Genomic DNA, 25318 nt, shown 5'->3' on the forward strand with positions numbered 1-25318 from the left:
GATATGAGCGTTCGTCACTCCGAAAGCCGTAGTGCCGCAACCAACGCCGCGAGCGCCGCAGGCTGATTTCGCCGACTCGGATAGTAGAGAAAGAACCCCGGAAATACCGGGCACCACTCTCGCAAAACCTGCACAAGCTTGCCCTCCGCGATCAGCGGCGTCACCATCGGCTCCATCGCCATTCCGATGCCCACCCCGCGCAAAGCCGCCTGCACCACCATCTCCGGATCATCGGCGCTGAGCGGCCCCTGCGGCGCGAAGGTCATCGCGCGCTTGCCTCGCTCAAACTCCCACCGATAGACGCCGCTACGAAACCGAAACGCAATGCAGCTATGCTCTCGCAGGTCGCGAGGCGAGCGCGGCGGCTTGTGCTGTGCGAAGTACTCCGGCGACGCGAATGCCGCCAGCCGCATATCGGCGCTCACTCGCACGGCGATCATCTCCCGCTGAATGAACTCGCCGATCTGGATGCCCGCGTCAAACTCTCCGGCCACCAGGTCCACCGGATCGTTCACCGAGGTGGTCTCCAGCACGATCTCGGGATACTCCTGCACGAAGCGCTCTAACTTCGGCAACAGCACCAGATGCGCCGCCGTGCGCGACAACGCCAGCCGAATCTTCCCCGCCGGACGCTCGCGCTGCTGACGCACCTCACCGAGCGAACGCTCGATCCGCTCCAGCGATGGCAGCAGGTCCTTGAGTAACGCAGCACCCGCTGCTGTGGGCGATACGCTGCGCGTCGTGCGCGCCAGCAACTGTAGCCCCAACCGTTTCTCAAGCCCGCGCATGGAGTGGCTCAGCGCCGACTGCGATACGCCGAGCCGGGCCGCCGCCCGCGTGAAGCTGCGTTCCTCCGCCACCACCGCAAACGCTGAGAGATCGCCTAAATCATTCCTCATGATTCATGAATATATCTCATGGCTCCATCCATTTACGACCCACTACCGCTCATGACTTCCGCGGCCTATGCTGAACTCAGCCGCACCAACGGCAAGGAGTTTCCCAATGCAAATCCGCACACTTGGCAGCAGCAATCTGCAGGTTTCCGCCCTCGGCCTCGGCTGCATGGGCATGAGTTTCAGCTACGGCACCGCTCACGACGAGCAGGAGATGATCTCCCTGATGCACAAGGCCGTCGACCTCGGCGTCACCTTCTTCGACACCGCCGAAGTCTACGGTCCGTTCACCAACGAAGTGCTCGTCGGCAAGGCGCTCTCGCCTATCCGCGATAAGGTCGTCATCGCCACGAAGTTCGGCTTCAACCTGAACGCTGACGGATCGCCTGGCTGGCAGGGCCTGAACTCGCGCCCTGAGCATATCAAGCAGGTCGCCGAGGCCTCGCTGAAGCGTCTGAACATCGACGCAATCGACCTCTTCTACCAGCATCGCGTCGATCCCGACGTACCGATCGAAGAGACCGCCGGCGCGGTGAAGGACCTGATCGCAGAAGGCAAAGTGAAGCACTTCGGACTCTCCGAAGCAGGCGCGCAGACCATCCGCCGCGCGCACGCAGTGCAGCCCGTCGCCGCACTGCAGAGCGAATATTCGCTGTGGTGGCGCAAGCCCGAGGAAGAGATCATTCCGACGCTCGAAGAGCTCGGCATCGGCCTTGTGCCGTACAGCCCGCTCGGCAAGGGTTTCCTCACCGGAGCGATGAGCTCGAGCTCGGAGTTCGCCTCGAACGACTTCCGCAGCCAGCTCCCGCGCTTCACGCCGGAGGCGCTGGCGGCCAACCAGGCCTTCGTCGATCTGCTCAAGCGCATCGCCGCCGACAAGCAAGCCACGCCTGCACAGATCGCCCTCGCATGGCTGCTCGCACAGAAGCCGTGGATCGCGCCGATTCCCGGAACGACGAAGCTCTCGCGCCTCGAGGAAAACCTCGGAGCCGTGAACGTCACGCTCACAGAGCAGGACCTCCGCGAGATCAACGCTGGCCTCTCGACCATCACCCCTGAAGGCGACCGCTACCCGGAGCACCTCAACAAGCTCGTCGGCCGCTAACGACTCCTCCCAGCGCAAGCGAAGGGTGAAACTAAAAGCAAGAAGGCCGCTCAGATTGAGCGGCCTTCTTGCTTTTCTTGAGCTGCAGTTAGCGAGCGGCCAACTGAGCGTTCATGATCTGCGTGAGCTCCGGCTTCTTCAAACCGTGCACTTCCTCGTTGTACTTGTCGACCTTCGAGGACCAGTTCATCGAGCAGAACTTCGGTCCGCACATCGAGCAGAACGCTGCTTCCTTGTAGTAATCGTCCGGCAGCGTTTCGTCGTGCATGCCCTTCGCCGTTTCCGGGTCGAGCGACAGCGCGAACTGCGCGTCCCAATCGAAGGTGTAGCGCGCGTGCGAGATCGCGTCGTCACGATCACGAGCGCCGGGACGGTGGCGTGCAATATCCGCCGCGTGCGCAGCGATCTTGTACGCGATGATGCCGTCCTTCACGTCCTTCTCGTTCGGCAGGCCTAGGTGCTCCTTCGGCGTCACGTAGCAGAGCATCGCCGCGCCGTGCCAGCCGATCATCGCCGCGCCGATCGCCGAGGTGATGTGGTCGTAGCCCGGAGCGATGTCCGTGACCAAAGGTCCAAGAACATAGAAAGGTGCACCGTCGCAAAGCTCGACTTCCTTGTCGACCTGCTCCTTGATCTTGTCCATCGGCACGTGGCCGGGGCCTTCGATCATCACCTGCACGTCGTCCTTCCAGGCCTGACGGGTGAGCTCGCCGAGCGTCTTCAGCTCTGCAAACTGCGCTTCGTCCGAAGCATCGGCCACGCAGCCGGGGCGCAGGCCGTCGCCGAGCGAGTACGACACGTCGTACTTGGCGAGGATCTTCGTAATGCGGTCGAAGTTCTCGTACAGGAAGTTCTGCTTGTGGTTCGAGGTCATCCACTGCGCGAGGATCGCGCCGCCGCGGCTCACGATACCCGTGATGCGCTTGGAGACCATCGGTACGTACTGGATCAGCACGCCAGCATGGATCGTGAAGTAGTCCACGCCCTGCTGCGCCTGCTCTTCGATGACTTCGAGATAGAGATCGATGTTGAGGTCTTCAACGCGCTTCACGCGCGACAGCGCCTCGTACAGCGGCACCGTGCCGATCGGCACCGGCGAGTGCCGCAGAATCGCCTCGCGAATCATCGGGATGTCGCCGCCGGTGGAGAGATCCATGACGGTGTCCGCGCCGTAGTGAACAGCCGTGTGCAGTTTGCGCAGTTCTTCGTCCACGTTCGACGACAGCGCCGAGTTGCCAATGTTCGCGTTGATCTTGCACAGCGAACCAACGCCGATCGCCATCGGCTCCAGTTCAGGATGGTTGATGTTCGCCGGGATGATCATCGTTCCCTTGGCGATTTCCGCGCGGATAAATTCGGCTTCCAGCTTTTCCTTGTGCGCGACGTAGGCCATTTCCTCGGTGATCTTGCCGAGGCGCGCAAAGTGCATCTGGCTCATGTTCCAGTCGCCGGTACGCGCGGCCTCAGCCTTGCGGTTGACGATCCATTCCTTGCGCGGCTGCGGAACGACGTAGTCGTTGCCGTGCACGTGCTGATGCCCATTGCCGTTTGTGCTCATTCGCTTAGAACCCTCCACAGACTCGCGCCCTCGTCGCGTTCGCTGTTATCGGCTTAGTATATCGCCGCGCGCGGTGCAGGACTCGGCTCGCTACAATGCTCACTGTGAGCACAACTTCTCCCGCACAACTTCCGCTCGGTTTCCGCTGGGCGTCTGTGACCGCTGGTATCAAGGCCTCGGGCAAGCCCGACGTCGCCCTGGCCGTGGCCGATGAACCCGCCGTTGCAGCCGCAATGTTTACGAAGAATCAGGTGACCGCCGCGCCCGTTCAGCTTGGCAAGAAGCATCTTGCCGCCACCGGCCACAAGGTCCGCGCCGTGCTGGTCAACGCGGGCAACGCCAACTGCTGCACCGGCGAGCAGGGCCTCGAAGTCGCGCAAAAGTCCTGCGCCGCAGTCGGCGACGCCTTCGGCTGCGTTTTTGATGAGGTGATCCCGTCCTCCACCGGAATCATCGGTGTGCCGCTGCCGGTCGAAAAGCTGCTGGACGCCATCGAACCCGCGAAAGCTGCACTCGGCAGCACGATCGAGCACGCCGATGCCTTCGCCACCGCGATCATGACCACCGACACGAAGCGCAAGACCGCCAGCGCCAGCTTCTCGGTCGACGGTAAGGTGGTGACGTTGTGGGGATGCTCCAAGGGAGCCGGTATGATCGGCCCGCAGCTTGGACCACCGCATGCCACGATGCTCGTCTATCTCTTCACCGACGTAGAGATAGACGTCGATCAGCTGCAGCCGCTGCTTGAAGCCGCCGTGGATGACAGCTTCAACGCGATCTCCATCGACGGAGATACGTCGACGAACGACACCGTCCTATTGCTTGCCAGCGGTAAGTCTGGGGTAAGTGCTTCGGGCAATGCGCTAACTCAATTCACAGCAGCACTTACAGAAGTTACCCAATCGCTGGCTTATCAGATTGTCGACGACGGCGAGGGTGTTACCCACGTCGTTCGCCTTGAGATTTCCGGTGCGGCAACCAAGGAAGACGCTCGCGTCATCGCTAAATCCATCGCCAACTCGCCGCTCTGCAAGACCGCCTGGAGCTCGGCCGACCCGAACTGGGGGCGCTTGCTCTCTGGCGCGGGTAAGGCAGGCGTGCCCTTCGATGCTTCCCAAGTCACCATTTTCATTGGGGGATTGCTGGTATTTGACCGTGGAACGCGGGCAGTCAGCTATGACGAGGCTGCTTGCCACGAGGTCATGAGCGCCCGTAATTTCACCATCGCAATCGATCTTGGCGCGGGCGACGCAGCAACTCACTTCCTCACCTGTGACCTGACGCACGAATACGTTTCTATCAACGCGGATTACTCGACTTAAAGATTCTCAGCGGAAATCCGATGAGGCACTACGGGAAACGTAGTGCCTTTTTTGTTTGTCTAGTTACACGAAGAATGTAACTCCATCGCGGGGAATCAAAAAACAGCGGTTTTGAACCAACCGTTCGGTGATATCACCACCTTCGTGTTACTAACCACGCCATAGGTAACTGCTACGCTTGCCCACAACTGAAGTTCGGTAACTCAATTCCCGAACGAAAGGGTGACTTATGGCGTTCCCGTTGCGTTTTACTTGCCTGTCCCTGTCCTTGCTCTTGGCTGCGGCCACGCTGACTGGCTGCTCCTCCTCCTTCGATCCTTCCACCAGCACTGATAGCCATGCTGTATCTATGGAAGGCATCCGCGGCACCGTCTTTGGTGGCCAACAGCCCGTTACCGGCGCAAAAGTCTACGTCTACCAGGTAGGAACCAGCGGCGCTGGCGGTGCGTCGGTCTCCGTTCTTACAAATGGAAGTAACAACTATGTTACTTCCGGCCCTGACGGTTACTTCACACTTACGAACCTGTATTCCTGCACCTCAGGCAGCTCGGTGTACGTGTACATCGTGGGCGGAAGCTCTGACTCGGTGAACACCAACACGGGCATCGGCCTGCTCGGTGCGCTGGGCGTGTGCCCCAGCAGCGGCAGTTTCGCCTCGCAGGTGCCTTTCCTCTACGTGAATGAGGTATCCACCGTTCTTACGGCATACGCTCTCGCGGGTTACGCCACCGATGCGACGCATATCTCGTCCTCAGGCTCTACGCTTGCTCAAAAGGGTGTAGCCAACGCGATCGCGAACGTGGCGAACCTGATGAACATTGGTACAGGCCTGCCTTACACCACGGCAGCCTCGACGACGAGCAGCGTTGTTCCCGCTCCGATGATCTACACGCTGGCTAACATCCTGGCGGCCTGCATCAACACTTCGACGGTGGCTTCCACGAACTGCGCCACGCTGTTTTCGACGGCGACGTCCACCGGCACCACCGGCGGCACGGTCCCCACGGATACGGCTACCGCTGCAATCAACATCGCTCATCATCCGGGCGTGAACCAGACGAAGCTCTTCAACCTTATCCCGGCCACCGCACCGTTCTCCGGCGCGTTGACCGTGGTCCCGAACGATTACACGATCGGCGTGAAGTACTCAAACGTTCCTGCAGCGCTTGATCTTGCGGTCGACGCCAGCGGTAACACGTGGGCGGTAACAGCAAGTTCGCTCTACGCTGTAACTCCTCAAGGCAGCTCCCTCACCGGATCACCTTTCACGGGCAATGGAATGCAGACCAACCGCCATCTTGCGATTGATAAGTCGGGCAACGTCTGGGTAGGTTCGCAGACCACACTCCTTGGCGCTGCTACAGGAACTTATCTGAGTAAGTTCAGTTCTGTTGGAGCGGCATTGACGAACACGAGTAACTCCACCGCCGCAGGTATCGGAGGCATGGCGATCGACGGTGCCGGCAATATCTGGTGGGCGGGTTCGGTGCTCGGTCGTTATAACCCCACGGCAAACACCTTCCTGACCTCCGCTGCCGGCCTCCTCTCCGGTCCCATCACGGTGGCGGTGGATGGTGCAGGTTACGGCAACGCGGCAAACACTACGACCGTCGGCCTGACGGGCGACGGATATACGACATGGAACACCTCGGTCGCGAACGTCTCCACCTTCAAGACCAACTCCAACCTCTATACCGTGACCGCAGAAGCCATTGATAGCGCGGGCAATGCCTGGTTCTCTGACAGCTTCTCGAACGCAGCGGTCAAGATCACACGCACCGGCATTACCAGCACAGCAACCTTCACCGGAACGCCGTACACCGGCGGTGGCATCTCCGCACCGACGGCCATCAACCTCGATGGTGACGCCAATGTCTGGCTCACCAACAACACCAATACGCTGTCCGAGCTTAGCGCCGCAGGCACAGTGATCTCCGAGACGGCTCTGCCTACCGGCGTCACTGGATCACTGGGATATAGCGGTGTCAGCAGCTCGAGCAGTTACTTTGCCACACCGGTAGCCGTCGCCACCGACGGTTCGGGCAACGTATGGGTCGCCAACTCCGCTGGCTCCTATGGTTTGACGATGTTGCTCGGAGCCGGCGCTCCTGAAGTTACGCCAATCGCAGCAGGCCTGCCCACGACCTTCGGGACGACGGCAGCCAGCAGCCTGGCGACGCGTCCCTAACCAGCCATTGTTGAGCTCCTGCAACGGGGACCGAACGGCGCAGCCACGAGCTGCGCCGTTCGTTTTTCGACAGGGAAAGTTCCTGCGACTGGTCAGAGGTCATAAGGCGCATTTATCCTTGTAGAGCGAAATTGCATACCTCCCCGGAGATTGGAGTCACCCCGCATGGCAGCACTGGACGAAGCCGTAAAGAAGGACCTGACCGCAGAAGTACAGGAATGGATCGAGGCGTTTGACGAGGTCGTCGCGCACGATTGGGAACAGGCCGCTGAGCTTCTGTTGTCGCTGCGTTCGCGAGCTCGCGAAGCAGGCGTACCGGCTCCCGGCGATGTGGTCACGCCCTACGTCAACACCATTCCCGCGCACGACGAAGTGGCCTATCCCGGCGACCGCGAAAAGGAGAGCCGCATCGAGGCCCTGCTCCGCTGGAACGCCATGGCGATGGTGCATAAGCAGAACAAGTACGACGCCGGCATTGGCGGACACATCTCCACGTACTCCTCGCAGTGCACGTTGCTCGAAGTGGGCTTCAATCACTTCTTCCGCGCCAAATACACCACTGCCGCTGGCGACCAGCCCGGTGACTTCATCTACTTCCAGGGCCACGCTTCGCCGGGCGTGTACTCGCGCGCGTTCCTCGAAGGCCGCTTCGAAGAAGACCGCCTGAAGAACTTCCGCCACGAACTGCGCGACACCCCGGGCCTCAGCTCGTATCCGCACCCGTGGCTGATGCAGGACTTCTGGCAGTTCCCCACCGTGTCTATGGGTATTGGCCCGCTGAACGCGATCTATCAGGCGCGCTTCATGCGCTACCTCGAGAACCGTGGCCTGATCGAAAAGACCGACCGCAAGATCTGGGGCTTCCTCGGCGACGGCGAAACGGATGAGGTCGACACGCTCGGCGCTATCTCGCTCGGCTCGCGCGAGAAGCTCGACAACCTGATCTTTGTCGTCAACTGCAACCTGCAGCGCCTCGACGGCCCGGTGCGCGGCAATGCGCGCATCATCGATGAACTCGAAGCGACCTTCCGCGGCGCGAACTGGAACGTCATCAAGGTCCTGTGGGGTTCGGATTGGGATGAGCTCTTCGCCCGCGACCACACCGGCCTGCTGCTCAAGCGCATGGAAGAGTGCGTCGACGGCGACTACCAGCGCTTCAAGGCCAAGGACGGCTCATACCTTCGCAAGGAGTTCTTCGGCAAGTACCCCGAGTTGCTGAAGCTCGTGGAAGACAAGACCGACGAGGAGCTTGCGAACCTGCACCGCGGCGGACATGATCCGAAGAAGATCTACAACGCCTACAAGCGTGCGATGGAGCACGTCGGTGGACCGACGGTCATCCTGGCACACACGGTGAAGGGCTACGGCCTGCCTTCGGCGCAGTCGCGCAACGCGACGCACTCGGAGAAGAAGCTGAGCGACGGCGATATGAAGCTTTTCGTCGAGCGCTTCAACATTCCCCTGCCCGCACAGGCAGCGGAGAATGCCGACTTCTATCGCCCGGACTCGAACGACGCGGCGATCCAGTATCTGCAGGAGCGTCGCGCGGAACTCGGTGGTTATCTGCCGAAGCGCGAAGTGCCTGCCGTGAACTTCAAGGCGCCGGAGCTCGAATTCTTCAAGAGCTGGCTCGGTGGTTCGAACGGCCGTGCGATCTCGACGACGATGGGCTTCGTGAACATGCTGAACGGCATGTTGAAGCACCCCGAGATGGGCAAGCTGATTGTGCCGATCATCCCCGACGAAGGCCGTACCTTCGGTTTCGAAAGCGTGATGAAGGCCGTCGGCATCTATGCGCCGGAAGGTCAGAAGTACGTGCCGCACGATGCGGACATGCTGCTCGGCTACAACGAGAAGAAGAACGGCCAGATCCTCGAGGAAGGCATCACCGAGGCGGGTTCCATGGCCAGCTTCACCGCTGCCGGCACGGCGTATACCAACTACAAGATCCCGATGGTGCCGTTCTACCTCTACTACTCGATGTTCGGCTTCCAGCGCATCGGTGACATGGCGTGGGCGTTTGCGGACTCGCGCGGCAAGGGCTTCCTGATGGGAGGCACCGCCGGCCGTACGACGATGCTCGGCGAGGGTCTGCAGCACCAGGACGGCCACTCGCATGTGCTCGCTGGCACGATCCCGACCTGCGTGACATATGATCCTGCGTTCGTCTACGAACTCGCGGTCATCGTGCAGGACGGCATCAAGCGCATGTACGAGCAGAACGAAAACGTCTTCTACTACATCACCATGTACAACGAGGACTACGTGAACCCGGCGATGCCCGAGGACGCGAATGGCAAGGTCCGCGAAGGCATTCTGCGCGGCATCTACAAGTACAAATCGGCGGCGAAGCCTGCAACGATCCAGCTCTTCGGCGCTGGCCCGATCCTCAACGAGGTCGTGAAGGCGCAGGAGATTCTCGCCGAGAAGTACGACGTGCACGCCGATGTGTGGTCGGTGACGAGCTACACCGAGCTTCGTCGCGATGCGCTCGAGGTAGAGCGCTGGAACCGCCTGCACCCGACGCAGCCGGAGAAGAAGCCCTATATCGTCGAAGCACTCGCCGAGGCGAAGGGTTCGATCATCGCGGCGAGCGACTACATGAAGTCCCTGCCGGATGGTCTTTCGCCGTGGCTCGGTCAGCGTCTCGTGACGCTGGGCACCGACGGCTTCGGCCGCTCGGACAACCGCGAGCACCTGCGCCGTCACTTCGAGGTGGATGCGCCGTCGATCGTCGCCGCAACGCTTTCCAAGCTCGTGCGCGAAGGCTCGGTGAAGGCGAAGGTTGCCGAGAAGGCGTTTGCGGAGCTCGGCGTGAACACCGAGTGGGCTGGCGCTGCGAAGGCATAATCGCTTCCCAACGAAACAAGGAAGGCCGCTCATCACGAGCGGCCTTTTCCTTGGCGCGATTCCGTGTACTCTAGGCTGAACACCCTGTCAGGAGTCTGTTCCCTTTGGCTGAAAATCCGCTGCTTCCTCATCGCAAGCTCCAGGAGCTTTACTCCACACTGGAGCGCGCACGCGTGCTCGAAAAGAAGCAGCGCACCACGTTTCATCGCGAAGCCGTACTCGCCGCGACGACGATGCAACTCGACAAGGGTGACTATCTTTCGCACGCAGCCAAGGACATTCCTGCATCGCTGCTGGCTCCGCCGGTGAAGCACCCTGCGGCCAAGAGTGATGAGGCGACACGTCTGCAGTACGCTGCGGCGACTGCGCGTGGACAACAGCTTTGCGGCGAGCACATCACGCTTGCCTACACGCAGGCAGGCGATAAGGCGACCGGTTGGAAGGAAGCTCTGACGCTCGCGCAGGAAGAACGTCTGCCGTTCGTGCTCTGCATCATTGACCCCATCGGCGCGGACGTGAAGCGCACGAAGGACACGTTGCAGTGGCCGACGTTTGACGCGTTCGTGCGCAAGATCAAGATGCCGGTGCTGACCGTTGACGGCGATGATGCCGTGGCGATGTATCGCGCGATGCAGGAGAGTGCTCTGCGTGCGCGAACAGGACTGGGCGCATCGACCATCTGGGCCGTGGTTTCAAAGTCTGCGAAGCTCACCGCATCGCAGCGACCTGTAGCGCGCCTGCGCCGCTATCTTTCAGCCAGAAACATTCCTCTCGAGAACTAAAACCTCCACGTCGCCTGCGATTCTGCATCCAACGACGTAAACGTCACTCGCGCCTGAACGCCACCGCTCGCGGGTACACTGGAGCTATGTTTTCTTCTCGTTTCTCGGGCTTGCGGCGAAATCGCTACGCGTTGCTCTGCGGAACCGCCCTTCTGGCGGCCGCTCCTTCTTTTGCGCAGAACTCCGCGCCCGCGACACCGACCGATACCTTTCCCTCGGTGCCCGTGAGCAACTCGACGCAACCGCCCACACCGGCACTTCCTGCGTATCAGGCCCCCGAGAAGAAACCGGTCAGCCCGCATCCTGAGGTGCAGACGGTTCCTACGCAGCCTTTGCCTGCCTACACTCAGGCGGCTGTGCCTGCGTATGCCCCGGTAGTTGAGAGCCATCACGATGCTCTTGGCAGCACCTACATCAACGTGGACTCGCAGATTTACCCGATGGCGATGCGGCTTTACTCCATGGGCTATCTGGACACCGCGTTTATCGCGATGCGTCCATGGACGCGCCGCGCGTTGCTGCACATGCTGCAGCAGACCGAACCCCGCGTTGTGGGCGACCAGAACGAAGAGGCGATGGGCATTCTCGCGCGCCTCAAGACTTATCTGCAGGACGAGACGGAAGGCCGCGACCGCTGGAACGCCGTCTACGGTGCCGATCAGTTCTATACGCGCCTGCAAGGCGTCAGCGGCCTCACGCTGAAGGACAGCTTCCACCTTGGCCAGACGTTGATGAACGACTACGGTCGCCCTTACAGCCAGGGCTTCAACAACTTCACCGGCTTCTCTTCGACGAACGAGTGGTGGCGCTTCTCGCTGCAGGTTCGCGGCGAGTACCAGTACGCTCCTTCGTGGGCCGGCTATAGCTACGCGGTGGCCAACCAACTCAGCGGCGTGGACTTGATCACGAATCCGCCGATGCCGACGAACTATACGCAGGACACGATTCCTTACCTGAACACCGGTCGCGTCAGCGCCTTCCGCCTGCAGGAAGCCGTCGTGTCGTTCCATGTGCTGGGTCACGAAATTTCCGGCGGCAAGTCAGACGCCTGGCTCGGACCCGGCATGGGCGGAGCGATGGCGTGGTCGAACAACGCCGAAAACATCTACTCGTTCCGCATCAATCGCGTGGAGCCGCTGTATATCCCACTGGTGAAGCGTGTGCTCGGTCCGCTGCGCTATGACTTCTTCGTCGGCTCGTTGAAGGGCCATACCTCGCCCAACGAGCCGTGGATCCATTCGGAGATGTTCAGCTTCCGCCCAACCTCGAACTTCGAGTTCGGCTTCCAGCGCAGCGTCATCTGGGGCGGCCACGGCCACACGCCGATCACTCTGCATACGTTCCTCAATAGCTTCTTCAGCTTCGACGACACGGGCACGGCGCAGAACAAGTACAGCCGCGACGATCCTGGCGCGCGCTTCTCAGACTTCAGCTTCTCGTGGCGCCTGCCGTTCCTGACGCACTCCGTCACGCTGTACACCGATTCGATCGTGCATGACGACGTGACGCCGCCGAGCGCTCCTCGTCGCGCGGCGTATCGTCCTGGCATCTACCTTTCGCACGTGCCCGGTATACCCAAGCTCGACCTCCGCGTGGAAGCGTCCTCGACAGACACTTCTACCCTGAGGTCGATCGGCGGACAGTTCAACTACCGCGAGGTCGTGCAGCTACAGGGCTACACGAACAAGGGCTTCATCATGGGCGACTGGGTAGGACGTGAAGCCAAGGCCGGGCAGGCGTGGCTCACCTATCACCTCTCCCCCGATGAGTTTGTGCAGGTGGAGTACATGCATAAGAAGACGCCGAAGGACTTTATCGCAGGCGGCACCACGCAGAACCAGTTCAAGGTGGAAGGCGTGAAGCGATTCGGCCGCAACCTCGAACTGGACGCCTGGATGCAGTATGAGCGTTGGGTAGCGCCGGTTTACTCCGTTCCCGACGTCGGCAATCCGCTGGTGTCCACGAACATCCCGCTGTACAAGGCGACGCCGCAGAACAACGTGGTTGTCGTCGGTCAGTTGACCTGGTATCCGAAGCTGCGGCATTCGCCCCCTGCGAATGCCAAGCTCAACGGCAAGTAAGCACCGCAACGGAAAAGGCCCGCACTCAAGGAGTGCGGGCCTTTTCTTTATGGATGAACGATTACTTCTCCGCAGCGACGCAGGCCTTGAAGTAATCGAGCGACTTCGCGAGGCCTTCACGCAGAGGAACCTTCGGCTCCCAGCCGAGCAGGCTCTTCGCCTTGGTGATGTCCGGCTTGCGCTGCTTGGGGTCATCCTGCGGCAGCGGCTGGAAGGTGAGTTCGCTCTTTGAGCCGGTGAGCGCCAGCACTTCCTGCGCGCACTCAATCATCGTGAACTCACCGGGGTTGCCGATGTTCGTCGGCAGATGCTCGTCGGACTTCGACAGAGCCAGAATGCCAGCGATGAGGTCCGAGACATAGCAGAAGGAACGCGTCTGCTTGCCGTCACCGTAGATGGTCAACGGCACACCGCGCAGTGCCTGCATCATGAAGTTCGAGATCACACGGCCATCGTTGGCCTGTAGACGAGGACCGTAGGTGTTGAAGATGCGGACGAGGTGCGTGTTGACGTGGTGATAGCGGTTGTACGCCGTCACAGCGGCCTCAGAGAAGCGCTTGGCTTCGTCGTACACCGAGCGCGGACCGATCGGGTTCACGTTGCCCCAGTAGCTCTCCACCTGAGGATGCACTTCGGGATCGCCGTAGCACTCTGAGGTGGACGCGTGCAGGTAGCCCGCGCCGTACTTCTTCGCCACTTCCAGTGTGTTGATCGTGCCCGCCGAACCGACCAGCAGCGTCTCGATACCGAGACGATAGTAGTCCACGGGGCTGGCAGGTGAAGCGAGGTTGAAGACGTAATCGACGTGGCCGAAATCGAACGGCTCGCAGATGTCTTTCTGCTCGAAGCGGAAGCGCGACTCGCCCTTCAGGTGGGCGAGGTTATCGAGCTTGCCGGTCGCGAGGTTATCGACGCCGAGGACGTCATGGCCTTCGGCGAGCAGGGCGTCAGTAAGGTGCGAGCCGAGGAACCCGGCCGCACCGGTAACGAGAATCAACTTGTTGCTCAAACGCTTCCCTTTCGGAGTGCTGCCCTAGGCCTTGACGACTTCGCGCGCAGGGTTGGCGACCGGACGGCCGACGCTCAGATACGTGAACCCAGCTTCGGACATCGTCTTCGGGTCGAACATATTGCGACCGTCGATCACGATCGGATAACGCAGCGTGCGCTGCAGCATCTCGAGGTCGATGGACTTGAACTCAGCCCAGTCGGTCAGCACCAGCAGCGCATCCGCGTCCTTGGCCGCGCCTTCGACGCTGTCAGCGTATTGCATCTGCGCCGAGGGAGGAAGCTCGAGCTTGGCGCGCTCGATCGCTGCGGGATCGTAGGCCACGAGCTGGCAGCCTTCGCCAAGCAGCATTTCGCAGAGGTCGATCGCCGGGCTCTCGCGAATGTCGTCGGTCTCGCCCTTGAACGCAAGGCCGAGGACCGCGAGGCGCTTGCCACGCAGCGTCCACAGGGCCGAGCGCACCTTCGCGAGAAAGCGCTTCTTCTGCGTCGCATTGATGCGTTCCACCTCGGTCAGCAGGTTGAAGTCAACACCCATCTGCTCGGCCACCGAACGGAAAGCCGCAACGTCCTTCGGGAAGCACGAACCGCCGTAGCCGATGCCCGGACGCAGGAACTTGGGCCCAATGCGGGAGTCCAGACCGATGCCGCGCGACACCTGCTCGACGTTCGCGTCTGCCGCCTCACAGAGGTTCGAGACCGCGTTGATGAACGAGATCTTCACGGCCAGGAACGCGTTCGAGGCGTGCTTGATGATCTCGGCGCTCTTGGTCGAGGTGAAGAGGATCGGAGCCGGAGCATCTTCCGTGCAGATGCCGGGGATCGGCTCGGCGGTCTTATAGTACGTGCCTTCAGTCAGCGGCGAATAGATATCGCCGAGCACCTTTGCAGCGCGTTCTGAGTCCGCACCGACGACGATGCGGTCCGGATGCAGGAAGTCTTCGACGGCAGTACCTTCGCGCAGGAACTCAGGGTTTGAAACGACATCGAACATCTCGCGCGAGACGCCGTTACGTTCGATGACGCGACGAATCCACTCGTTCGTGTAGACCGGCACCGTGCTCTTTTCCACGATGACCTTATAGCTGTCGACGTGGCGCGCAATCTCGCTCGCGACGGCTTCCACGTACGAGAGGTCGGCATCACCGGTTTCGGACTGCGGGGTGCCGACGGCGATGAAGATCGCTGCAGCCTGCGCAGTCGCTTCGGCGAGATCCGTGGTGAAGACCACGCCTTTGTTGCCATGCCGAGCCAGCAATTCAGGAAGATGCTCTTCGTGGATGAGCGTGTCACCGCCGCGCAGGGCGTCTACTTTGCGCTGATCGTTATCGACGCAAATCACCTGGTGACCTAGTTCGGCAAAGCAGACAGCCGCCACCAGACCAACGTATCCCGAGCCTACAACTGCAATTTTGATGGACTTGCTCATGAAGCTCCCACTACTCTTTTCGCCGGATGAAAGACGGCTTTCCTATAGGCTACTGCGAAATGGCAATACTGCGTAGTGTGTCGAAACGTTCTCGCGTAAACTGGTGGCGATGATCCAGGATCCTTTTGAGTCACACGCGGCTGGTTCCGCCACGCCGCCGCCCAATGCGTCGCACGCACCGCAGACCGCAAAAGAGTCGGGGCTGCTTGATGCGTTGACCACGCTGCGTAAGCGCAAGTGGATCATTCTTGCGTTCTGCCTCGGCGGTATTTTGCTCGGCCTGGTGCGCTATCACCGCCAGCCGCGCCTCTATGAGGCTGTCGGTTCGCTGGAGATCGGCGGTGGATCTTCGAGCGCCTTGCGTCAGGCCTCCGCGGCCGGTCGTGGCGCAGGCTTCGGCGGATCAGATCTCAGTTCCTCGACGCAGACGCAGATTGCGATTCTGCAGAGCCACACGCTGCTGCTCAGCGTGGCGCGCGACCTCGATCTGGCGAACAACCCCGATTTCTGGGGCGCCAAGGGCACCATGCCGCACCGTAGCGTGGATGACCCCCTCGTGCAGGCGCAGGTCGTGGCGATGCTCAACGGCACGCTCAATATTTCCGCACTGCAGAAGACCGACATCATTACCGTCACGAGCCGCACGGGCAGCGCGAAGCTTTCGGCCGACATCGTCAACCGTCTGATGACGGATTACATTCACCGCAACATGCAGACCCGCTTCGACGCCACGAAGCGCGCGTCCTCCTTCCTCTCCGGTCAGCTCGACGACCTGAAGCAGAAGGTCGAAGATTCGCAGGCGAAGGTCATCGAACTCGGCAAGCGCATCGGCGTACTGGGATTCGACCCGACCAAGAACCAGATCACCAGCAACCTCGACACGCTGACGAAGGCCGTCGGCGAGGCTGAGGTGCACCGCATCCTCTCGGGCTCGCGCTATAGCATTCTGCGCAACATGGATCCCGGCGCACTGGACGCGAGCATCGACGCCAGCAGGCTCACCGGAGCTTCGGCGCTTTCAGCACTGCGTGCACAGCGCGAAGGCGAGCTGGTAAAGCTTGCCGAACTCTCGCAGCAGTACGGCCCCAAGCACCCCGAGGTCGAAGCGATCCAGCGTGAGGTCAACGAACTCAACAAGCAGATCAATGTCGAGCAGAACCGTCTGCTGACGCAAGCCCGCGAAGAGTTCGCTGCTGCGCGTGCGGAAGAGGGCGGCACACGCTCCGCGCTGGAAGACGAGAAAGCCGACGCTTACCGCCTGCGCGACGACCTGCTGCAGTACACCCTGCTACAGCGCGACTTCGAGTCCAGCCGCACGCTGTACGACAGCCTGCAGAATCAGCTTCGTTCCGCTGGTATTACAGCGGGCCTGGAAGCTACTGAAATCGACATCGTCGACTACGCGACCCCGCCCGTCATGCCGTCGATGCAGCCGCGCAGCACGATCATGATGGTGAACTTCGTCGTAGCGACCCTGCTCGGCCTGATCATCGCCTTCATCGTCGACGCGCTCGATACCGGCATCCATACCGTGAGCGAACTGGAGCAGATCTCCGGCCTTCCATCACTCGCTCTGATTCCCCGCGCGCGCCGTATCGCCGAAGGCGCAACGCTCACGGTGGCACAGCGGAATCTCGCGCTGCTCAATGCGCCGCGAAGCCAGTTCGCTGAGTCGTTCCGCGCGCTGCGCACGTCGCTGCTGCTCTCCACGCCGGGCAGTGAGCCGCAGGTCATCCTCGTCACCAGCTCGATTCCCAACGAAGGCAAGACCACTGCGGCGATGAACCTCGCCTGTGTGCTTGCGCAGCGCGACATGCGCGTGCTGTTGATCGATGCCGACCTTCGCCGTCCCAGCATTCATCATCGCCTCGGGCTGAATGGCAAGAAGGGCCTGACGTCGATCCTCTCGGGTTCGGCTGATCTTGAAAGCGTCATCCAAAACCTGCCCGAAATCCCGACACTCGACGTGCTGGTCTCCGGGCCGGTGCCGCCGTTCCCGCAAGAGATGCTGGGTTCGGAAGATATGCGTCAGCTGCTGCTAGAGGCTCGCCAGAAGTACACGCACATCATCATCGACTCTCCGCCGTTGCTTTCTGTGACCGACTCGCAGATTCTCGCCCGCGAAGTAGACACGGTCGTGCTGATGGTGCGCTACGGCAAGAGCACGCGCCAGTCCGTACGCCGCGGCCGCGAGATGCTCCAGCGTGCTGGCGCGCGCGTGGCCGGCATCGCGCTCAACGCAGTCGACACGAACTCGCCGGAGTATTACTCCTACTACGGTTACTCCGGCTACACCACCTACGGCTCCGGCGGTCTGGAGCAGAAGAGCTGGGACGCTCGCTCGGATGCGAGCAAGGACAACGGCTCCACGAAAGGAAGCTCGCGATGAAGCTGAATCGACTTCTCCAGTGGATGTCCGCCACCCTATGCCTGCTGCTTGGCGTAGTGACAGCTTCGGCTCAGAGTCCTCTGACTTCGCCCTCCACCTGGAACAATCAGCCGCAGCAGACGCAGGGACGCTCCCTCGGGCAGATGCCCGGCAGCCTGCAGCGCTCGGGCTCCGAGACGGGCGGCCTGCTCATCCCCACGACGGACAAGGCCCTGCTTTATCCGTCGCCGTCGGCTTATCATCTTGTTCCCGGCGATCTCATCACGGTATCGATCTACGGAGTGGCGTACCAGACAACGGCGCGCGTTGATGAAGCTTCGCGAGTGAAGCTTCCCTTGCTGGGCTCTGAGCAAATTTCGGGGATGTCGATCCAGGACGCTGAAACCTTCCTCGCGCATCGCTTTGTCGAGGCGCAGCTTTTCCGCAGTCCGGAAGTTTCGATCAACCTGCTCGAAAGCCCGACCTCTAACGCCACGGTCTATGGCGAAGTGAACTCCGTCGTGCCGGTACTCAGCAACCGCCGCCTGATCGACGTGATCATCGCGGCAGGCGGTCTGCCGCCGACGGCGAGCCACATCGTCACCATCAATCGTGCAGGCGCCTCCGCTCCGCTCGTGATCAACATGGGTGATAATCCCTACACGAGCCCCGCAGCCAATATCCCCGTGATGCCCGGCGACAGCGTCTTCATCAACCGCGAAGGCATCGTCTACGTGGTTGGCGCGTTCAGGCAGCAAGGCATGTTGACACTGACCGGCAACCACCAAATGACGCTGATGGAAGCCGCTGCGCTCTCGGGTGGCCCTGACCCGACCGTGGCGAAGTACGACGATCTGCATCTGATCCGCACGATCAATGGAAAGCGCACCGTCGTCGTTCTCGATATCAAGAAGGTCCTCTACGGCAAGGAAGCTGATCCGATTTTGCAGGCAGACGACATCGTCTTCCTGCCGACGAGCGGCGCGAAGATGGTCTTCTCGAACGGCACCGTCAACGCGATCGTCTCAGCTGCCTCATTGGCCATTTCACTGCTCTCGGTTACACGTTAGGAACGCATGAGTCACGCTGCTGAACAACCTCAGCAACCGCTGGCCGATCGCCCTGCGGTTCGCCTCGGCTACTACGTCTCGCATCCGATTCAGTATCAGGCTCCGCTCCTGCGCCGCATCTCGCAGGAGCCGGACATCGACCTCACCGTGCTCTTCGGCTCGGACTTCTCTGTCCGTTCCTACAAGGACGAGGGCTTCGGTGTCGCCGTGGAGTGGGACGTACCGTTGCTTGATGGCTACAAGCACGAGTTCCTGAAGCCGATTCACGACAAGGGCGGCGTCTCTTCGACGACGCCGATCTCACTAAGCCTGGTGCACGGCCTGCAGAACGCCGATGGCTCGCCTCGCTTCGATGCGCTGTGGGTGCATGGATATGCGTCCGTCAATGCGCTACGCGCCATCATGGCGGCGAATGCGCTAGGCATTCCGGTGCTGCTGCGCGCGGAAAGCTGGCTCGCGGACCGTGCACGCTCGCCGCTGAAGCTCGCGCTGAAGAAGATGTTCTTTGACCTTCTGGGTCGTGGCGTTGCGGGTGTGCTGCCGATCGGCACGCACAATGCCCAGTACTGGCGTCACTACTGGGGCGACAGCGTCCCGCAGTTCCTCTTCCCTTACGCGGTGGACAATAGCTACTTCGCGCAACGTGCGATCGCCGCGACGCCGAACCTCGCCAAGCTGCGTGCAGAGCTGCAACTGGAAGCCGATCGCCCGGTCGTGCTCTTCGCGTCGAAGCTGCAGGAACGCAAGCACGCGAATCATCTCGTAGAAGCGTATGCACGCTTCGTGTCGAAACGGACGGCGAGCGAGCCGAAACCGTACCTCGTCATCGTGGGCGACGGCGAGGAGCGCAAGAATCTGCATCAGCAGGTTGCCGCGCTGGGCCTCGACGCCGATGTGCGCTTCGCCGGCTTCCGCAATCAGTCTGAGCTCCCTGCATTCTTCGCGATGAGTTCGGTCTTCGTACTGCCCTCGCGACACGAGCCCTGGGGCCTGATCGTCAATGAGTCGATGGCCTCGGGCTGCCCGGTGATCGTCTCCACCGACGTAGGCTCTGCCCTCGATCTCGTCGCGGATGGCGTCGAAGGCTGCGTCTACCCTGTCGGTGATGTCGACGCGCTCACCGAGTCGCTCGCTCGCGTCTTCGCCACCCCGGACACGCCCCGCCAGATGGGTGAAGCCGCGCGTCTGCGCATGACGACGTGGAGCTTCGAAGAAGACGTCGCTGGCCTTCGCGCCGCGTTGGCCCACACCACCCGCAAGCTGATCGCCTGATGCATATTCTGCATATCATCGGCACGCTGGACCCGCGCGCGGGCGGCCCGCAAACGGCGATGCGGATGCTCATCGACTTCCAGCCGGAAGGCTACACCAGCGAGGTCGTCACCACCGACCTGCCGGATGCGCCCTTCCTCGCGGAGTACCCTGTGCCCGCGCACGGTGCGGGCAGCGGCGGTTGGTATGCGCCGAAGCTCGTGCCCTGGCTCAAGGCGAACCGCTCACGCTTCGATGGCGTCATCGTGCACGGCTTGTGGGAGTACACCGGCATCGCCGCGCGTAAGGCGTTCAGCGGGCACGTGCCGTACGTGGTCTTCCCGCACGGCATGTTGGACTCCTACTTCAAGCGCACGTTCCCGATGAAGCACCTGAAGAAATGGCTGTTCTGGCTGCTCGCCGAGTACTGGAACCTGCGCAAGGCCTCGCGTGTGCTCTTTACGACTGAGCTCGAAGAGAAGCTCGCCGCAGAGAGCTTCCCGTTGCTCTATCGCTGGCGTGCTGAGATTGCGCCGCTCGGTTCGATCGCCGCCCCGCCTCGCAGTGAAGCGCAGCTGGATGCGTTCTACGCACGATGCCCCGAAGTGCGCGGCCAGCGCTTCATGCTTTATCTTGGCCGCATCCACCCGAAGAAGGGTGCGGACCTGCTGCTGAAGGCGTTCACCTTGCGGCAAAGCGATATTCATCTCGTGATGGCTGGCCCAGGTGCAGACGATGAGTGGGCGCAAGGTCTGCGCTCGGCATTACCCGCTGACGTTGCAGCTCGCGTTCACTGGCCGGGCATGCTGCAAGGCGATGCCAAGTGGGGAGCCTTCCACGCGAGCGATGCGTTCGTGCTGCCATCGCATCAGGAGAACTTCGGCATCGCTGTCGTCGAAGCGCTCGCCGCAGCGCGTCCTGTGCTTATTACAGAGCCGGTGAACATCTCGCCTGAGATTGAAGCTGACGGCGCAGGCCTTGTCGGCAAAGACACGGTGGAAGGCGTGAGCTCACTGCTCAAGCGGTGGCTGACGCTCAACGAAAGCGACCGCGCAGCGATGGGCGAGCAAGCCCTGCGAACCTTCGCCAAACGCTACGATATGCGCCGCAACACCGGGCCGATCCTGCAGGTTTTCGAGCGCATCCGCGCAGACAGACGGCGCTAACCCGCTACACTCTAGGACATGCCCCGGCAGAGCGATTACAACACCGCAGAACACATGCCCCAGACCGAAGACGCCTACACTCAGGCGGCGTTTCCGCTATCGAACCGCTTGCGGCGGCTGGTGTGGAACATCGTCTGGCTGCTGCTCTTTCGCCTTTCGCCGCGCCCCTTTCATGCGTGGCGCGCGATGCTGCTGCGACTCTTCGGCGCAACGCTGGGACCAGACTGCCACTTCTACCCCGCCTGCAAGGTCTGGGCTCCGTGGAACCTCGTCTGCGCCGATCACGTGGCTGCAGGAGACGGCGTAGAACTCTACAACCCTTCACCGATGCACCTAGGCTCGCACGCGATCATCTCGCAGAGCGCTTACATCTGCGGTGCCACGCATGACTACAACGACCCGCGCTTCCCGCTGCAGTCGTTCCGCATGGAGATCGGTGCCTATGCGTGGATCTGTGCGCGCGCATCCGTTTTGCCGGGCGTGAAGGTGGGCGAAGGCGCGGTGCTCGGCCTCGGCTCCATCGCGTCGAAGAACCTGGAACCGTGGACTGTCTACTCCGGCAACCCCGCGCAGGCTGTGCGCGAGCGTGTACGCGTGACGGACGTGCCGGCATGATCTCCGTCCTGATCCTTACGCGCAACGAAGAGCAGGACCTGCCCACGTGCCTTGCGTCGGTCGCGTTTTCTGATGACGTTCACGTGCTCGATTCCGAATCCACCGACGCGACGCGTGCGATCGCCGAAGCCGCCGGTGCGAAGGTCACCGTGCGCCGCTTCGACGGCTACGCCAGCCAGCGCAACGCCGGTCTGGCGCTGCCGTTCGCGCATCCGTGGGTGCTGGTGCTCGACGCCGACGAGCGCGTGACCGCAGAGCTTGCGAGCGAGATCTTCGCGGCGCTGCCCAGCGCGCTGCCCACGGTCGATGCCTTCCGCATCCGCCGTCGCGATTTCCTGTGGGGCACCTGGCTGAAGCACGCGCAGTTGACCCCCCTGTATCTGCGGCTCTTCCGCGTAGGCCGCGTACGCTACGTGCGCGACATCAATGAAATCGCCGAGGTCGATGGCGAGATTCGCGACCTCAGTGCGCCGCTCGATCACTTCCCTTTCTCCAAAGGAATCGCGCAGTGGATCGACAAACACAACCGCTACTCGACGAGCGAAGCCGAGTTGCTTGCAGCGGGCATGGCGACCAGCGACGCGTCGCTCAAGACCGCGTTCACGGCGAAGGACCTGCACGAACGCCGTCGCGCGCAGAAGGCGATCTTCTACAAGCTGCCGGGGCGACCGGTGATCAAGTGGTGCTACATGATGTTCGTGCGCGGCGCGGTGCTCGATGGCAGTGCCGGCGTGATGTACGCCACGTTGCAGAGCATCTACGAGTACTTCATCGAAGTGAAGCGACGCGAGATGCTGCGGCGGCGTGAAGGACAGGGCCTTTGAGGCTGCGCGCAGCATCCGCCAACGATCCCTGCGGGAGATGCCAACGACAGACCAACACGAACGCAAAAGAAAACGGCCTCCGAAGAGGCCGTTTCATGTTTCGTGGTGAGGGCTAAGCGCGGAGCTTCGCCAGCAGGTCGGTGGGGTGCACCGGCTTGGCGAGAATCTCGAACTCGTGGCCCTGGGCGCGTGCGCGCTCCAGCAGATCGGCCGTTGCCGCCTGTCCGGAGAAGAGCAGCACTTTGCAGTTCGGCAGCTTCGTGCGCGTCTGGATCGCCGCTTCAATGCCGGTCATGCCGGTCATGATGACGTCCGAGATGAGCATATCGGGCTGGAAAGAATCGAGTGCCTCGAGCGCCTTTTCGCCGCTATAGACGGCGCGGGCTTCAAAGCCTGCCTGATTGAGAATGATGGCGAGTGTGTTGGCGATAACCTGTTCGTCGTCAGCAACCAGAACGCGCGGCTTGCTCGTCGTGTTCGTGTCCGTCATGAGTTTCCTGAAGGTTCCTTCCCTTGCAATCTGGCCCGGGCGGTGCGCCGCGAACAAATGCTCTCTTGATGATACGACGCAGGAGGCTAGAAGTTTCCTGACCGTAAATCTGAACCAGATTATGCCGGTATGATGCGGCAGCTGTCGAATAGGCTGCCTCACGCTTTCGTCATCGAGAAGTGCTAGGCTCGAAGAAGCGATGTTCGATATCCATAATCATCTTCTGCATGCCCTTGATGACGGCTCACCGAACCTTGAGACCTCTGTGGAAATGGCGCGCATGGCCGTCGCCAACGGCACAACGCACATGGTGTGCACGCCCCATGCGTCGTCCGCGTTCAGCTTCCAACCGGAGCTGATCGCAAGCCGCATGGCCGAACTGCGTGCCGCGCTGCAGACCGAAGGCATCGCGCTCCAACTCGGCCAGGGCTGCGACTTTCACATCGCGTACGACAACGTGCAGGACGCACTCGCCCACCCGCGTAAATACACGATCAACAACAGCGAGTACCTGCTGATCGAGCTGCCCGATAACCTGATTCCGCCCTCGTTCGAGCGCACACTCTACGACCTTCGCGTCGCGGGCATCACCCCGATCCTCACCCATCCGGAGCGCAACCCCGCGATTCAGGAGAACCCCGCACGCCTGAAGACCTGGGTAGAGGGTGGCCTGCTCGTGCAGGTAACTGCGAACTCCGTTACGGGCGACATGGGCAAGAAGGCCGCAACGCTTTCGCACGAGTGGCTGGAACGCCGCTGGGTACACTTTCTCGCCAGCGATGCGCACGACCTCGTGCGCCGTCCGCCAAACCTCAAGAAGGCCCGCGCCTGGGTCGATCACCACGTCAGCGAGCGCTACGCGGCCCTGCTAACCGTCGACAATCCGCAGGCCGTCTTCGAGACCAGGCCTCTGCCCGAGCAAATGCCCATGCTCGGCCTCGATGACGACTACGATGTCGATGACATGGTGGATGATTACGTGGAAGGCCCGCGTCCATGGTGGAAGCGCTTCCTTGGCATCGGCGTCGACTAGAGCCCGAGGCCGCCGTCCACCGCGAGCAACTGTCCGGTGATGAAGTGCGGCGCCATGGCAAAGAAAATCACCGCAGCCGCAACATCCTCTGCGCGTCCGTTCCGGCGCATCGGCGTCTTCTGCGCGAAGTGCTCGTACGCGGGGTCGACCTCGCCGTTCACGATCATGCCGGGAGCCACGCAGTTCACGCTGATCTCCGGCGCCCATGCCTTCGCCATCGTCTGCGAAAGCATGTGCAGCGCGGCCTTCGAGGTGCAGTAGTGGCCGTGTGTGGCCCACGGATGCAGCCCTCCGAGTGAGCCGATGTTCACGATGCGGCCATGCGCTGCCTTCAGCAGCGGATACGCGGTCTTCGCGACAAGGAACGGGCCGCGCGTGTTCGTTTCAAACATCGCGTCCCACTGCTCCACCGTGACGTCTTCGAGCGCGGCTGTCTCAAACGCGCCCGCGTTGTTCACCAGGATGTCGAGACCGTCCCAATCCTCTGTGACCTTCGAGATTGCTGCCTGAACACTAACTTCGGAACGCACGTCGCAGTTCAGCGCGAGCGCCCGTACGCCTCTCTGGTGCAGATCAGCCAGCGTCTGCTCGGCTTCCTGCTGCGAGCCGCGGTAGGTGATCGCGACATCGGCACCGGCATCTGCAAAGGCCAACGCAAGCGAGCGGCCAATGCGCTTGGCCGCTCCTGTAATGACGACTCGCTTGCCCGTTAGCGGGCGTGCTGTGTGACTCACTGCTTGGGCTCGCTCTGAGTTCCCGTCGCGGGCGCCGTGCTCGTGGAAGGCGTCGTGGACGTTACGGGCGGCGGAGCGCTCGCGGCTGGCTTCGCCGGGGTCGCCGTTGGCTTCTTCGGAGCAACATGTTCCTGCACACCGGGCTTCGCTGTCGCGGCCTTACCGTCGTTGTTCTCATACATCGACACCTGCGCGCGCGGACGAAGCATCTTGACGAGCATTTCCTTGTTCGGCGCGTCGGCGTCGAACTCGCTTGCATACGTTGCAAAGCCAGGCGCAATGATCTGCAGCGTCACATGACTGCCCACCTCGATCAGGTCGAGCACTGCGCGGCCATCAGGATCGGTCTTCACTTCGAGGTTGCCGTCGTTCTCGCCGCCGCGCGTGGCGTGGAAGATGACCGCAGCATTCTGCAGCGGCTGCCCATTGTAGCCCTTCTCCACCGTGATGACGATGTGCGTGAGGTCCGGCAGCGGCTTCCACTTGCGGCCGTGCTGTTCCTTTTTATCCTGCGCCTGCGCCAACGAGCCGAGAGTCATCCCGACCGC

The 25318-nt window shown here is 61.7% G+C and carries 20 protein-coding genes; 13 read left to right on the plus strand and 7 right to left on the minus strand.

The window, feature by feature from the left end:
• Positions 1–14: 14 nt before the first annotated feature.
• Positions 15–899 (minus strand): LysR family transcriptional regulator, encoded by an 885-nt coding sequence (locus tag OHL11_RS10300; RefSeq protein ID WP_263371427.1) that lies wholly within the window; start codon positions 897–899, stop codon positions 15–17.
• Between the two features lie 106 nt (positions 900–1005).
• Between OHL11_RS10300 and OHL11_RS10305 the strand changes: the two genes are divergently transcribed.
• Positions 1006–2001 carry an aldo/keto reductase gene (locus tag OHL11_RS10305; protein ID WP_263371428.1) on the plus strand — a complete coding sequence of 332 codons (996 nt, stop codon included), beginning with the start codon at positions 1006–1008 and terminating at the stop codon, positions 1999–2001.
• An 88-nt stretch (positions 2002–2089) separates the two neighbouring features.
• On the opposite strand, the gene thiC is transcribed toward OHL11_RS10305, so the two are convergent.
• Positions 2090–3559, minus strand: coding sequence for a phosphomethylpyrimidine synthase ThiC (gene thiC, locus OHL11_RS10310; protein WP_263371429.1), 1470 nt, complete (start codon positions 3557–3559; stop codon positions 2090–2092).
• A gap of 95 nt (positions 3560–3654) precedes the next feature.
• Between thiC and argJ the strand changes: the two genes are divergently transcribed.
• From argJ to OHL11_RS10335, 5 genes are all read left to right on the plus strand, one after another.
• On the plus strand, positions 3655–4881 hold the full coding sequence (gene argJ, locus OHL11_RS10315) for a bifunctional glutamate N-acetyltransferase/amino-acid acetyltransferase ArgJ (RefSeq protein ID WP_263371430.1): 1227 nt from the start codon (positions 3655–3657) through the stop codon (positions 4879–4881).
• A gap of 349 nt (positions 4882–5230) precedes the next feature.
• A complete protein-coding gene (locus OHL11_RS10320; protein ID WP_263371431.1) occupies positions 5231–7069 on the plus strand; it encodes an NHL repeat-containing protein in 1839 nt (612 codons plus the stop codon).
• A 165-nt stretch (positions 7070–7234) separates the two neighbouring features.
• A complete protein-coding gene (gene aceE, locus OHL11_RS10325; protein ID WP_263371432.1) occupies positions 7235–9919 on the plus strand; it encodes a pyruvate dehydrogenase (acetyl-transferring), homodimeric type in 2685 nt (894 codons plus the stop codon).
• Positions 9920–10023: 104 nt separating this feature from the next.
• Complete coding sequence (locus OHL11_RS10330; RefSeq protein ID WP_263371433.1) at positions 10024–10701, plus strand: thiamine pyrophosphate-dependent enzyme; 678 nt, start codon at positions 10024–10026, stop codon at positions 10699–10701.
• 86 nt (positions 10702–10787) lie between these two features.
• On the plus strand, positions 10788–12782 hold the full coding sequence (locus OHL11_RS10335; RefSeq protein ID WP_263371434.1) for a capsule assembly Wzi family protein: 1995 nt from the start codon (positions 10788–10790) through the stop codon (positions 12780–12782).
• Positions 12783–12843: 61 nt separating this feature from the next.
• Here the strand turns inward: OHL11_RS10335 and OHL11_RS10340 are convergent, their stop codons facing one another.
• Both OHL11_RS10340 and OHL11_RS10345 read right to left on the minus strand, forming a co-directional pair.
• Entirely contained in the window at positions 12844–13791 is a 948-nt protein-coding gene (locus OHL11_RS10340; protein ID WP_263371435.1) for a UDP-glucuronic acid decarboxylase family protein, read from the minus strand.
• A gap of 24 nt (positions 13792–13815) precedes the next feature.
• Positions 13816–15219, minus strand: a complete 1404-nt coding sequence (locus OHL11_RS10345) for a UDP-glucose dehydrogenase family protein (protein WP_263371436.1) — start codon at positions 15217–15219, stop codon at positions 13816–13818.
• Positions 15220–15328: 109 nt separating this feature from the next.
• Between OHL11_RS10345 and OHL11_RS10350 the strand changes: the two genes are divergently transcribed.
• Genes OHL11_RS10350 through OHL11_RS10375 form a run of 6 tightly spaced genes read left to right on the plus strand, consistent with a single transcriptional unit; the run spans position 15329 to position 22513 of the window.
• Entirely contained in the window at positions 15329–17608 is a 2280-nt protein-coding gene (locus OHL11_RS10350) for a GumC family protein (RefSeq protein ID WP_263371437.1), read from the plus strand.
• Entirely contained in the window at positions 17605–18657 is a 1053-nt protein-coding gene (locus tag OHL11_RS10355; RefSeq protein ID WP_263371438.1) for a polysaccharide biosynthesis/export family protein, read from the plus strand. Before OHL11_RS10350 ends, OHL11_RS10355 begins: the two co-directional genes overlap by 4 nt.
• A 6-nt stretch (positions 18658–18663) precedes the next feature.
• Complete coding sequence (locus tag OHL11_RS10360) at positions 18664–19929, plus strand: glycosyltransferase (RefSeq protein ID WP_263371439.1); 1266 nt, start codon at positions 18664–18666, stop codon at positions 19927–19929.
• The gene (locus OHL11_RS10365; RefSeq protein ID WP_263371440.1) at positions 19929–21074 is read left to right on the plus strand and encodes a glycosyltransferase; all 1146 of its coding nucleotides are present in this window, start codon (positions 19929–19931) and stop codon (positions 21072–21074) included. The genes OHL11_RS10360 and OHL11_RS10365 overlap by 1 nt, the downstream gene beginning before the upstream one ends.
• A gap of 18 nt (positions 21075–21092) precedes the next feature.
• Positions 21093–21689 carry an LbetaH domain-containing protein gene (locus OHL11_RS10370; protein ID WP_263371441.1) on the plus strand — a complete coding sequence of 199 codons (597 nt, stop codon included), beginning with the start codon at positions 21093–21095 and terminating at the stop codon, positions 21687–21689.
• Positions 21686–22513 carry a glycosyltransferase family 2 protein gene (locus tag OHL11_RS10375; RefSeq protein ID WP_263371442.1) on the plus strand — a complete coding sequence of 276 codons (828 nt, stop codon included), beginning with the start codon at positions 21686–21688 and terminating at the stop codon, positions 22511–22513. Before OHL11_RS10370 ends, OHL11_RS10375 begins: the two co-directional genes overlap by 4 nt.
• Before the next feature lie 112 nt (positions 22514–22625).
• Here the strand turns inward: OHL11_RS10375 and OHL11_RS10380 are convergent, their stop codons facing one another.
• The gene (locus OHL11_RS10380) at positions 22626–23003 is read right to left on the minus strand and encodes a response regulator (protein ID WP_263371443.1); all 378 of its coding nucleotides are present in this window, start codon (positions 23001–23003) and stop codon (positions 22626–22628) included.
• A 199-nt stretch (positions 23004–23202) separates the two neighbouring features.
• Between OHL11_RS10380 and OHL11_RS10385 the strand changes: the two genes are divergently transcribed.
• On the plus strand, positions 23203–24036 hold the full coding sequence (locus tag OHL11_RS10385) for a tyrosine-protein phosphatase (protein ID WP_263371444.1): 834 nt from the start codon (positions 23203–23205) through the stop codon (positions 24034–24036).
• On the opposite strand, the gene OHL11_RS10390 is transcribed toward OHL11_RS10385, so the two are convergent.
• Both OHL11_RS10390 and OHL11_RS10395 read right to left on the minus strand, forming a co-directional pair.
• Positions 24033–24770 (minus strand): SDR family NAD(P)-dependent oxidoreductase, encoded by a 738-nt coding sequence (locus OHL11_RS10390; protein ID WP_263371445.1) that lies wholly within the window; start codon positions 24768–24770, stop codon positions 24033–24035. The genes OHL11_RS10385 and OHL11_RS10390 overlap by 4 nt on opposite strands.
• Positions 24767–25309, minus strand: coding sequence for a carboxypeptidase-like regulatory domain-containing protein (locus OHL11_RS10395; RefSeq protein WP_263371446.1), 543 nt, complete (start codon positions 25307–25309; stop codon positions 24767–24769). Before OHL11_RS10395 ends, OHL11_RS10390 begins: the two co-directional genes overlap by 4 nt.
• Positions 25310–25318: the final 9 nt, after the last annotated feature.

The sequence above is a fragment of the Granulicella cerasi genome (genome assembly GCF_025685575.1).
GTDB lineage: Bacteria > Acidobacteriota > Terriglobia > Terriglobales > Acidobacteriaceae > Granulicella > Granulicella cerasi.